Here is a 12,329-nt window from a genome sequence, read left to right as displayed (position 1 = left end):
TTTAAAGAAAGAGAGAAGTTTCCATGGCGACGACTACTATTGCTTTTACTGTGCCGATCTCTTTGAGCAGAGCGTTCGATTACGTTTCTAATTTCGAACGTTTGCCTGACTGGTCGGGGAATATTCTCTCCTTTAAGAAAAATGAAAGTACTCCTAGTTTTCAAGTGAAAACTAAGTTTTGGTTTTTCGCATGTAAGTTCGAATACCAAATTTTAGAATCCAAGTATCCGAGTAGATTGGTGATACGGATCAAGAGTAGATTTTCAGATCAGACTGAGACCTTCTCCTTTTATCCTGACCCTAAAGGTTCAGATACTGATACTAAAATCCTTTTTACAAGTCAGATGGAATTATCTGGATTTTCTAAAGTTTTCCGGTCCTGGATCTTCTCGAAGGCGTTCGAAAACACAAGAAAAGACATCCGAAAATTGCAAGAGATCCTTTCTCAAGGCAAAACCTTAGGAATTCGTAATTTTCAGGTCATCCATGATTGATCCTTAAAATAATCTCTAATAAGTTAAATCCTTGTGTTTTTGCTTTCAAAAAGGAGTATATGCCGCATTATTTTTTAGTCTTAAATAATATCACATTTCATTATGGAAAACCTTCCCTATAGCGTCGCTCCCCTACCCGATAATGAAGAAGAAAGGGTACAAGCATTAAAACGTTATAGGATCCTTGACACACCTCCTGAAGAAAAATACGACGGGATCATAAAAGCTGCCTCCCTAATTTGTGGGACACCGATTGCGCTTGTTTCTCTAATCGATTCAGAAAGGCAATGGTTTAAAGCCAGAATGGGACTAAATGCAACTGAAACTCCTAAACAAATCTCATTTTGCCAATTTGCAGTTTCCGAAAATAAGACTTTCGTAGTGGAGAATGCTCTAGAAGACCCTAGATTTAGTCAAAATCCTCTCGTATTGAATGATCCGAATATTAGATTTTATGCAGGCGCCCCGTTACGCACTCCCGATGGATATATTCTTGGGACTCTTTGCGTAATAGATACCAAGCCTAAAAAATTGTCAGAAGCAGAGATACAAGCCTTAGAGGCACTAGCAACATCTGTAGTTTCTTTTATGGAGCTAGATGCTAAATCTCAGGCATTGATCCAGTTACAATCTGTAGCATTAGAATTACAAAAAGCTAAAGAACAATTCTTTATTAATATGAACCATGAACTTAGGACTCCAGTGCATGGTATCCTAGGAATGGTGGATCTATTACACCAAACAAACAATCCAGACCTTCAAAAGGAATATCTGGATTCATTAACTGAAAGTTCTGAACATCTGATCCGTTTGATCAACGATGTGATCGATTTTAGCAAAGCAGAATCAGGCTCATTACATTTTAGTTTTAAAGAATTCGATCTAATCTCTCTTTTGGAAAGATATGCAGAAGAAGCATCTGATAAAGCATTCAAAAAAGGATTAGCATTTAAAACAATTCTTCCTCCTGCGAGAGAAAGTATCGACGTAAAATCTGATTCGATCCGTGTCAGACAAATCCTTTCTAATTTGGTTTCTAACGCGTTGAAATTCACAGAAAAAGGTGGAGTCACTGTAGAGTTGGAGTTAAAGCAAGAGACTGAAACAGATATTACTCTTTCTCTGAGTGTAAAAGACACAGGTATCGGGATAGACGCAAATCGGATCCCAACTTTATTCGAAGCATTCTCTCAGACTGATCTATCTATTTCTAGAAAATATGGTGGGACAGGTTTAGGTCTTTCTATCTGCAGACGAGTCTGCGAAGCATTGGATTGGAATATATCTGCGGAAAGTGAGTCAGGAAAAGGTTCTAAATTTGTTTTGGAAATGACTCTTCCTAAAGCAAACCCTGCAGAAAAAGTTAAAATTGCCGAATCTAAAAATCGTATCAATTTCGATTTCTCTGAACATGGAGATCTAAAAATCCTTGTGGCAGAAGACAATCAAGTGAATCAAAGATTAATCCAAAAGATGTTAGAAAAATTAGGATTAAGTTGTTCTGTCGTTTCTAACGGGATCGACGCCTTGGCATTTTGGGAGGAGAATGGTGTGGATCTTCTTCTTTTAGACATTCAAATGCCAGAGTTGAGTGGACTTGAAGTTTCAAGGATCTTAAAAAAGAAACCTAGTACTAGAAAAATTCCTTGGATCATCGCCGTTACCGCCCATGACAGCAGCGAAGACAGAAGAGCCTGCGCAGAAGCTGGCATGGACGATTATTTGGGAAAACCTTTCCGGATAGAAGATTTGGGAGAAAGGATCCAAGAATTTTTAAAAGCTCCCCCTTCCTCCTTGGCCTCCTGATCTATATTAGAAAATTAGAAAGCATTTTCCTCCCACCTTCAGTCGCAAATGACTCTGGATGAAATTGAACACCTTCCATTCTTTTTTCCTGATTACGAATTCCCATAAGTTCTGAACCTGCATATGCAGTTCTTTCCCATTCTATTCCGAGCGTATTTTCGTCCACTATCAAAGAATGATATCTCATCACTTTTAAGTCAGAAGGAAGATCTTCAAATACTCCTTTTTTGTCAGTTTTGATCTCAGAGATCTTCCCATGCATAGGATATTCTGCTTTTATAATATTCGCTCCAGCAAAATGGGCCATACCTTGCATTCCAAGACAAACTCCTAGGATTGGAACTTCTCCTCCTAATTGTTTTAGGATCTCCATTGAACAGCCGAAATATTCAGGGTTTTCTGGAGTTCCAGGACCAGGAGAAAGAACAATTCTATCGTATTTCTCTTTCAAAACTTTAGAAATATCCGTTTCATTCTGTCGGATCACATCTAATCTAAATCTATATGGAAACTCTTCTTCCAATATTTCTCCTAAAAGTTGGAATAGATTATAAGAGAATGAATCATGGTGATCTACTAATAACACTTTCATTGAGCTGCCTCCATCGCTTTTAAGATCGCTCCTAATTTATGACCAATCTCTTGGTATTCTGCATCCGGATCTGAATCCATAACGATCCCTCCGGAGGCGCGGACCATCGCCTCTTCTTCCTTTCTGAAATAACTTCGGATCGGAATACAGAAGGAACAATTTCCATCAAAGCCAAATCTTCCTACAGCTCCTCCATAAGGTCCCCTCGGATCATTTTCTATTCTATGGATGATTTTCATGGATTCAATCTTAGGGGCACCACTTAAGGTTCCAGTCGGGAAAGAAGAAGCTAACCCAGAAAACATATCCTGACCTGCTCTTAATATTCCTGAAACTTCAGTAGATAGATGTTGCACATGACTGAATCTTTTGAGAGCAAAAGAATCTCTAACCTTTACAGTTCCAAATTTGGAAACTCTTCCCAGATCGTTTCGATGCAAATCCACAAGCATATTATGTTCTGCGATCTCTTTCGGGTCGGACAGAAGTTGAAGTGCAAATTTTTGATCTTCTTCTTCGCTTGTTCCTCTTCGGATTGTTCCTGCTAATGGAAAACTTTCAGCGAGTCCGTCCTTTAATCTAAATAGAAGTTCAGGACTTGCTCCTAGATGAACTTCTCCAGGAAAGCTCATAAAGAACATAAAAGGAGACGGATTTATTTTCCGAACTGATCTATATAATTCGAAATCTCCTCTTCTTCTGGTTATAGCATTCTCATCTTCTCCCACTAAGAAAGTTTTTCTAAATCCGACCTGGCATTGGAATGTATTTCCTTTTCGGATCTCTTCTAAAACTTCATGTACCATGGATCTATGTTCTTCTTTTGTTTTAGAAAAACCTAAATCGATAGATTTGTATTTTCCTTTATCGGGATTTTTCTTTTTATAAATTTCCTCGAACAAAGAATAACGATCTGTTCCATAATGAAAATACTTAGACTCACCTGTTCTTCTATCTAAGAGGATACCATCTTCCATCCAAGCAAAACAGAACTTAGGAAATTTAGGATGTTCTTTCAAAAGAAGACTCGGCTCCATATCATTTGCGGCCTCGTAGGAAAGATAACCATAAAGGCCTCCTCCCCCTGCCTCCGTATATTCTAAGAATGATTTTCTAGGAGGAAAAATTTCGGAGAATAATTGGTATGGATTTCCTCTCCCAATTTCTTTTCCGTCACATTTTAATTTATCTCCCTTTGCCTTAAATACTCTCTTTGGAAAGCCCGAGATAAAACTATATCTGGAATTATCCGATTCAGGTCCTAAACTTTCGAATAGGACCGCGACCTCAGCTTCCTCCATTAGCTTTTGGAAATATTCCAATAAACCTTCTTCCTTTAATGGGAAAGATCGGACGATTGGTCTTGGGAAAAGTGCATTTGCTTCTTTTCTGATATTTTGTATCTCTATGGACATACTAGTCTCCTTAATTTCGAACCAAATAGATTCGGGTATACATTATAAAAAAGGAATATGTAGGTATGATCAGGCCCGGGAGGGCCACCAAGAGAAAATTGAAGACAGGATAGAAGGAGCGAAAATGAACGAAGAAGTCCCGAACTCCTCGACCGAAACTTCGGCCGAGAAGTTATTTTGAAAAGAGAACCGTCTGTAGACGGAGTTTTTCAACCTAAGAGCATCTCCAAATTACTTTTTCCAGGAGGAACCATTGGAAGAACTTGAAGATCCTGATCTATCGGAACAACGATCAATCCTGGGCCCTTCTCTTTTAGAAAACTTTCCAGATCTTCTAAACTTTTTCCTTCTTCTCCCAGATCTAAACTGGAAATTCCGAAAGCATTTGCGATCTTAGAGAACTTAGAATGAGAAGGATAAGCACTTCCATTATACCTACTTCCGTAGAATAAATTTTGCTGTTGGCGAACTAATCCAAGATTCCGATTATCGAATATTATAATTTTAAGATCCGATTGTAACTCGCTCAAAGTATCCAATTCTTGGATATTCATCAAAATAGATCCGTCTCCAGAAAAACAAACAATCTTAGAATTTGGATCCGCAAGAGAAGCTCCGATCGCCGCAGGCAAACCAAAACCCATAGTGCCTAGTCCTCCAGAAGTCAAAAAAGTCCCGCTTTTCTGGAATGGATAATATTGAGCCACCCACATCTGGTGTTGTCCAACATCAGTGCTGATCTTCGCGTTCGGCCCTAAAAATTTAGCAACAGACAAAATAATGTCCTGAGGAGAAAAGCCTTGAGTCGCAGTAACGGAATTTAAAGGATACAATTCTTTATAAGAACGGATCTGTTCTCTCCATTCTTCTCTTTTATGAATTGGAAATTCTCCCATATTCTCCAAGAAATATTTTAGATCGGAACAGAACCCGAAATCTGGTCTTCTTAATTTTCCGATTTCCTTATAATCGATGTCCACATGGATCACTTTTGCATTCGGACAGAATGTTTCTAATTTCCCCGTGGCCCTATCATCAAAACGAACTCCGAATGCTAAAAGAAGATCAGACTCAAACAATAGCCGATTTGTATAGGGAGCCCCGTGCATTCCAAGCATCCCCAAAGATAACTTGTGAGTTTGTGAAAAAGAATCCAAACCCATCAATGTACAAACTACAGGAATATCTTGCGCTTCTGCCAATTGAAGGATCAGATCTTCCGCACCAGATCCTTTTACTCCTCCACCTATATACAAAACTGGTTTTTTAGAATTTTCTAATAGAGAATAAAATCTAAGTTTATCTGCTTCCGATATAAAGATCTTAGGCGAATTTGTTTCTTCCTGAGAACTCCAAATAGATTCTATCTGAGTCATAGAAAGTGAAATAGGAGAAGCTTGTATGTCTTTTGGAACATCTATCCAAACAGGACCAGGTCTTGGTCCTTCTGCAATTTGAAATGCTTCCGGCAAAACTCGAATGAGTTCTGATACGGAACGAACTAAATAAGTTTTTTTAGTAATAGGTAAAGATAATCCGTATGTATCTATTTCTTGGAAAGCATCTGTTCCAATTAGAGATAGAGGCACTTGGCCTGTAATTGCGACTAACGGTATAGAATCTGATTTTGCATCCGCAACTGCGGTAATTAGATTTGTAACTCCAGGGCCGGAGGAAGCTAAACAAACAGCAGGCTTTTTAGTGACTCTGGCTTCTCCCTGAGCCATAAATCCACCACCCTGTTCATGTCTTGCTAGAATATGACGAATTCCACTATTATGAAGAGCATCGTATAACGGTAAATTGGCGCCGCCAGGGATCCCATATACATTATGGATCCTTCTTCTTTTTAAATAAGCAACGATCAGTTCGGCTCCGTTCTGTGGAACCTTATCTTCTCTAAGCCAAGCCTTGTTTTTTTCCGTAATCGTTTCCATTTTTGCCTCAAATATAGTGTAGAAATAAAAAAAGCCCCCCTCGGCTTTACGCCGAGAGGGGCTTTTCGAAGATTGCTGCCTACGAAAGAACCTTAGGGCGTACAAGCCGACCAGGGTAGCGTGACCACTACCACCATCCAGAGGACGACCCAAAGGGTTTGGTTAGACTGTAGACCTAATTTATTCATTACGTAGAAAATGACGGATAAACCGCTTAAGATATTCACGATTTACTGATAAAAATTTGCAAGAACTTTTTATCGTTGCCCAAATCCGCTTACGACGTATCATCCCTTCCCAAGGAAATAAAAATGGCAAGCGTCACTCTTAAAGGTAACCAAGTTCAACTAGAAGGAAAATTATTAGAAGTAGGTGCAAAGGCTCCAGACTTTCACGGAACAGCAAAAGACTTAAGCACCAAGTCTCTCAAAGATTATAACGGAAAAGTGAAAATCTTAGTTTCAGTCCCAAGTTTAGATACATCTGTATGCGCGATGGAAACTAAAAAGTTCCACGAAAAAGCAACAAAGTTAGATGGGATCGTAACAGTGGTTGTCTCTGGAGATCTTCCTTTTGCAATGAATCGTTTTTGCACCATGGAAGGATTGGATTCTCCGAATTTAGTCACACTTTCTCAATTCAGGGACTTCTCCTTTTCCAAAGCATATGGAACACATATCGCGGACGGAGGTTTACAAGGACTTTCTGCAAGAGCAGTTTTCGTTTTAGATAAGAATGATACTGTTCAATACGTGGAATTAGTTCCTGAGATCGCTAGTGAGCCGAACTATGAAGCTGCGATCGGAGCTGCTAAAAAATTAGTTTAAACGAAACATTCTTTTTTAAAAGAATGTATTCATGCAGAAGTTAAAAGGACAGTGGAATAGGTTATTTATAAACTTAAACCCTGTCTTACTTCTGTTCTTAATATTTTCACTTACCAACTGCGATAAAGATCCTTCTTCTGATCCTGAAAAATTAATCTCTTATCTTTCAAAACCTTCTTTGGCAATGTACGGGGACAGCATCGTAGCTTCCTGGCCTGCAGAAGAACAACTTTCCGATTTTAATACTATCAAGTTTGCTTTTCCTGGGATTGATACAAGTAAAATCCTAAGCTCTGTGCAGAATGACAAAAATCGTTATAATGCATGTTTGTATGAGGGAGGGATCAACGATTTTCTGCTAAATTATTCCCCTACACAAAGTCAGGTAGATGCGACAGTAGACAGGCAAATCCAAAGTATACAGATACTTTTGATAAGATGTGAGCATGTAGTTGCATTAAATCTTTGGAATATTAAATTTCCTTGGCCCACACTTGCGGTAGCGATGATCACTGCAGAAATGAAAGAAAGGATCACATTTGTTCCCAGAATAGATACAGAATTATTGATCCAAGATGATATGTTAACAGACGGAAATCATCCTAATAAAAACGGATATTATATTCTCTCCAAAGCTCTTAGAGAACGACTACAACCATTTTTCCCGATACTGTATCTAAATGAATAAGGCAGTCGAAATGAAAAGAAAAAGTTTAATAGCCTTAGTTTTCGTATATTCAGTTTTTATAATTCCATTATTACCATCTCCAGGAAATGAAGAAAGACCAGTACATCCAAACCTGAACCAGGAATTGGCAGTATATAATAAAGTTTACGTTGCCGGATCAGCCACAGATAGAACACCTAGACAAGAAGATGGTTACGAAAGAGATAGAAAGATCTCCGTTTCCGGGGAAATGAAACTTACCGATTCATTTTCAGTTACAGCAAATTATGGATATGTAGATCATTATTCCACTACCAGAAAAATTTGGAGCGGTTGGGATAGATGGGCAGTAGGTGCAAAATATTTTATAAAAACAGATTTTGCATCATTCGGAGGCGGGATCCAATTTTTAGGACCTTCTGTTTCTCAACCCAGAGAAGCAGATATCAATCCAGATCTATTTTTACTCCGAGCATATTTTGGAGGATTAAAAAGATTTGGTGCATTCTCCATTCAGGGAACTGTAAATTTTGAATCTGAAACCAATTCTTCTGGAAAAGAAACCGCAGAAGAAGACTTTAAAAGATTCTTATATACGGGACTAACTTTTTCGTATAGCCTATCCTCTAAAACAAATTTGCTTTTGGAATTTAGTCATAAAACGACAGTCTCCAATACAGTTACTCCATATTCAGATTATTTCGTGATCGCACCTGGAGTGCAATACCCAACAAGCCAAAATGGATATCTAACATTTTCTTTGATGTTACAAACAAGAACCGATTCGAATATAGATCGCGGATTTAAAGTCGGATACTTATATTTTTTCGGAGATTAACTCTCGATATAGAAAGAAGTTGCTTAGACGATTTCTACTCTTCCATTTTTTAAAAATTAGATCTCTCACATAAAAAAATTTCCTATATTTTTCGGGACCCGATTTTTCCGACCAAGTTCTTATCCTCAAAATAAATCAGAGGCACATAACGTAAAAAACTATGTTGGTAGAAATATTTATTATAGCTGGGATATGCCTAGCAATCGAACGGATCATCCCTGGCTGGAAACTTCCAAAAGTAAAAACTTGGCCGATCCGAGTTATATTAGTGAATTTTATCCAATTAGGGGTAGTGGTATTAGCAGGCTTTACTTGGGAAAAATGGTTTTATGGAAATTCAATATTTCATATATCAAAATTTCTGAATCCAGCACTGGGTGGACTATTTGCTTATTTTATCGCTACTTTCATTTTTTATTGGTGGCATAGATGGAGACATACATATGATTTTCTTTGGACAGGATTTCACCAAATCCATCATAGCCCCCAAAGACTCGAAGTAATCACCTCCTTCTATAAACATCCTGGAGAAATGATCCTTAATTCGATTATAGGAAGTATCTTAATTTATGTTATTTTAGGATTAAACTATGAGGCAGGAGCAGTTTATACTTTCTGCACCGCTATCGGAGAATTTTTTTATCATACAAATATCAAAACCCCAAGATGGGTTGGGTATTTTTTCCAAAGACCGGAGATGCACAGAATACATCACCAATACGGAAGACATAAAAACAATTACGGGGATATAGTTTGGTGGGATATGCTTTTTGGGACGTACGAAAATCCTAAAACATTCGATTATACCTGCGGCTTTGATCCAGAAAAAGAAGAAAGATTGCTGGACATGCTTTTATATCAGGACGTTCATAAAGGGTAGAGGTTCCAAATGCAGATAGAAAGATTTATCGGTTTGTTTACGAGCGGAGTTTTATTCTTCCTATCTGCATTACATATCTACTGGGCATTCGGTGGAAAATTAACATCAGTTACTGTCATTCCAGAAACAAATGGCAAACCAACATTCATTCCAAGCAAAGGACTCACTCTACTTGTTGCGCTTGCACTTTTCGGATTCGGAACAGTTGCCCTATGGTCTTCCGGTAATATTTTTTACCCAAACAGAATAAGTGCAATCTTCTCCTTATTAGTATCTTTTATCTTTTTAGGAAGAGCCATTGGAGATTTTCGATTGGTAGGATACTTTAAAAAAATCAAAAATACTAAATTCGCAAAATACGATTACCTGCTCTATTCTCCTGTTTGTGTAATTTTAGGATCTTGCTATTTCTATTTAGGTTGGAAAAGTTTCTAATCCTATACTTTGTTTTTCCAACCAATAAATAATTTGATATAAAACAATAATTTTCCCTTTTCCAAATCTTTACTCTTTTCAGCTTAGAAGAACAGGAGAAGCAAATGCAAATCTCTAAATCATTCTTTTACGAAATCCCAGTTCTTTGGAGCCAATGCGACCCGAATGGACATTTGAATGTTGGAAACTTCCAAGTATTCCTACATGAAGGACGAATGGTCGCCCTGGAAGAAGCAGGCCTTTCCTTCTCTCAAATGAAATCTGAAAACATAGGCCCGATGATCCTAAGAGGAGAAACAGATTATAAGGCGGAAATTCGTTATCCAGATACTGCTTTAATCGAAACTCAATTCGGCGAGATCTCAGGTTCCAGATGCAAGGTATTTCAAAAATTAATCCGAAAATCGGACGGCAAAGTTTCCTGCGAATCTATCTCTCATTGTATCATGTTTGATTTTGGCAAAAAAAGACCATGGAAATATACAGACAAATTTCTGGAAGGATTAGGGCTTTTAGAGCAGCCCACTCGCTAAGCGCCAACAAAAAAGCCCTCCGAAGAGGGCTTTCAAATCGAAGAAAGAAGAAGATTTTTTTATACGAAGAACTTCTTAGTGAACTGAAGCATTTTATCCACAAAACCTGTGTAAGGTGGATATAACATTTCAATCGAGGAGAAAGGAGCTTGTTTGAATACAGATTTCTCATGAGAGAATGTTCTGAATCCATACCAGCCATGGTAGCTTCCATGTCCAGAGTGATTGATCCCTCCGAATGGTAGATTCGGATTCGCCAAATGTACGATAACGTCATTCACCGCAGCTCCTCCGGAAGATGTTTCCTTAAGAACTTTGTTGATATGTTTGTTATTACTTCCGAACACATATAGTGCGAGTGGTTTTGGTTTAGAAAGAACCTTTTCTACTGCTTCGTCCAAGTTTTTGTATGTTAGGATAGGAAGAACTGGTCCAAAGATCTCATCTTCCATGATCCTTGCATTTGCTGGAACATTCGCGATTAAAGTAGGCTCAATATAGTTTTGAGAAGAATCTGTTTCTCCTCCCATTACTACTTTTCCACCTTTTTCAACTGCTTCATGGATGTATCCGGAAACCCTTTGGAAGTTTCTTTGGTTTACTAAACGGCAGAAGTCTTTGTTATTTTTGATATCTGCAGAACTTTCTCCATAGAAAGATTTTACTGCAGCCTTCGCTTGTTTTACGAATTCTTCAGTTTCTCCTTCTGGTAGAAGTAGATAGTCAGGTGCAACACAGGTTTGTCCCGCGTTCATGATCTTTCCCCATACCAATTTCTGAGCTGCCTTTTTCAAGTTTGCTCCAGGTACGATGATAGCAGGAGATTTTCCTCCCAACTCTAAGGTAACTGTAGAAAGATTTTTTGCAGCAGCTGCCATTACGATCTTTCCAACATGCGTACTTCCAGTGAAGAAGATATGATCGAATGGTAATTCCATTAGAGCAGTAGAAACTGTATGATCTCCTTCAAATACTGCAACTTCTCCCTCTTGGAAGGTTTCTTTTACCAGTCTAGTAAGTAATTTAGAAGTTTCAGGTGTGAACTCAGAAGGTTTGATGATCGCAGTGTTTCCTGCTGCAAGAGCTGCAGTTAAAGGAGCAATCGCAAGATAAAATGGATAGTTCCAAGGAGAAATGATCAGAGTCACTCCCTTAGGCTCGAATGAAATGGAACTTCTTGCACCAAAAAGAGAAATCGGAGTTTTCACTCTTTCCGGTTTCATCCAAGTTTTTACGTGTCTGATCGCGTCTTTTAGTTCCGCGATAGAAGGCATAACTTCAGTCAGATCCGTCTCGTGAGGAGCTTTTCTAAAATCGTTTTGTAAAGCCTGTTTGATTTCTGGGGTCAGTCTTTCTACTGCCGCCAGTAATTTTTTCAATAATACGATTCGATCCTTGGCTTTGGATACTTTCAGAACCTTATGAAAATGACGTTTTTGGACATCGAATACTCTTTGCATCTCCTTAGGGTTCGCAGCAGGAAAAGAAGCCGTTCCGCTGGAAGCGGGAGAGACTGAGCTCGCCGGTTGTGTAGCTGTGCTGGACATGAGGGGTCTCCTAAGTTCTAACATTCTTCCGGTTGATCCGGACTGGTAGAGAACCAAGGTATAATTTCATCAAATTCAGGATTTTGATGCAACCTTTTTATTGAATGATCATTCATTAACTTTCAAAGAAAATACACCCCGCCTGGACCCTAATCGCTTTATATTCTACCTGTTATGATAAAATTTTTCCTACCTGAACAAGTGATAGATTAGTCCAAAAGGATTATTTTCTATTGACGTTTTTGGAAATTTATTTCTGACAAGAATTGAAAGATAAATGTTTCTATCGGTTATTTTTTATAAGTTTGATCCGTATAATTCGCTTAGCAGAATCTTATTTTTCATCTATAAGTTCGCT

General features: G+C 38.3%; 12 protein-coding genes. 8 read left to right on the top strand and 4 right to left on the bottom strand.

The window, feature by feature from the left end:
* The first annotated feature begins 23 nt into the window (after positions 1–23).
* Positions 24–494, top strand: a complete 471-nt coding sequence (locus EHQ52_RS11410) for an LIC13081 family protein (RefSeq protein WP_135615274.1) — start codon at positions 24–26, stop codon at positions 492–494.
* Between the two features lie 102 nt (positions 495–596).
* Entirely contained in the window at positions 597–2,300 is a 1,704-nt protein-coding gene (locus EHQ52_RS11405; protein ID WP_135615273.1) for a hybrid sensor histidine kinase/response regulator, read from the top strand.
* A 1-nt stretch (position 2,301) separates the two neighbouring features.
* Here EHQ52_RS11405 and EHQ52_RS11400 read toward each other — a convergent pair whose 3' ends face one another.
* From EHQ52_RS11400 to ilvB, 3 genes are all read right to left on the bottom strand, one after another.
* On the bottom strand, positions 2,302–2,892 hold the full coding sequence (locus tag EHQ52_RS11400) for an anthranilate synthase component II (protein WP_135615272.1): 591 nt from the start codon (positions 2,890–2,892) through the stop codon (positions 2,302–2,304).
* Positions 2,889–4,307, bottom strand: coding sequence for an anthranilate synthase component I family protein (locus tag EHQ52_RS11395; RefSeq protein ID WP_135615271.1), 1,419 nt, complete (start codon positions 4,305–4,307; stop codon positions 2,889–2,891). The genes EHQ52_RS11400 and EHQ52_RS11395 overlap by 4 nt, the downstream gene beginning before the upstream one ends.
* Positions 4,308–4,516: 209 nt before the next feature.
* Positions 4,517–6,244, bottom strand: coding sequence for a biosynthetic-type acetolactate synthase large subunit (gene ilvB, locus EHQ52_RS11390; protein WP_135615270.1), 1,728 nt, complete (start codon positions 6,242–6,244; stop codon positions 4,517–4,519).
* A gap of 311 nt (positions 6,245–6,555) precedes the next feature.
* Between ilvB and tpx the strand changes: the two genes are divergently transcribed.
* From tpx to EHQ52_RS11360, 6 genes are all read left to right on the top strand, one after another.
* Positions 6,556–7,071 (top strand): thiol peroxidase, encoded by a 516-nt coding sequence (gene tpx, locus EHQ52_RS11385; RefSeq protein ID WP_135615269.1) that lies wholly within the window; start codon positions 6,556–6,558, stop codon positions 7,069–7,071.
* A gap of 31 nt (positions 7,072–7,102) precedes the next feature.
* On the top strand, positions 7,103–7,759 hold the full coding sequence (locus tag EHQ52_RS11380; protein WP_244244840.1) for an SGNH/GDSL hydrolase family protein: 657 nt from the start codon (positions 7,103–7,105) through the stop codon (positions 7,757–7,759).
* Complete coding sequence (locus EHQ52_RS11375; protein WP_244244839.1) at positions 7,752–8,576, top strand: hypothetical protein; 825 nt, start codon at positions 7,752–7,754, stop codon at positions 8,574–8,576. Before EHQ52_RS11380 ends, EHQ52_RS11375 begins: the two co-directional genes overlap by 8 nt.
* Positions 8,577–8,736: 160 nt before the next feature.
* Positions 8,737–9,456 carry a sterol desaturase family protein gene (locus tag EHQ52_RS11370; protein ID WP_135615267.1) on the top strand — a complete coding sequence of 240 codons (720 nt, stop codon included), beginning with the start codon at positions 8,737–8,739 and terminating at the stop codon, positions 9,454–9,456.
* A gap of 9 nt (positions 9,457–9,465) precedes the next feature.
* Positions 9,466–9,891 (top strand): DUF3995 domain-containing protein, encoded by a 426-nt coding sequence (locus tag EHQ52_RS11365; RefSeq protein WP_135615266.1) that lies wholly within the window; start codon positions 9,466–9,468, stop codon positions 9,889–9,891.
* Between the two features lie 104 nt (positions 9,892–9,995).
* On the top strand, positions 9,996–10,424 hold the full coding sequence (locus EHQ52_RS11360; RefSeq protein ID WP_135615265.1) for an acyl-CoA thioesterase: 429 nt from the start codon (positions 9,996–9,998) through the stop codon (positions 10,422–10,424).
* 59 nt (positions 10,425–10,483) lie between these two features.
* On the opposite strand, the gene EHQ52_RS11355 is transcribed toward EHQ52_RS11360, so the two are convergent.
* The gene (locus EHQ52_RS11355) at positions 10,484–11,971 is read right to left on the bottom strand and encodes an aldehyde dehydrogenase family protein (protein WP_135615264.1); all 1,488 of its coding nucleotides are present in this window, start codon (positions 11,969–11,971) and stop codon (positions 10,484–10,486) included.
* Positions 11,972–12,329 lie beyond the last annotated feature (358 nt).

Source organism: Leptospira koniambonensis, assembly GCF_004769555.1.
Classification (GTDB): domain Bacteria; phylum Spirochaetota; class Leptospiria; order Leptospirales; family Leptospiraceae; genus Leptospira_B; species Leptospira_B koniambonensis.
This window is presented reverse-complemented; position numbering and strand designations above follow the sequence as displayed.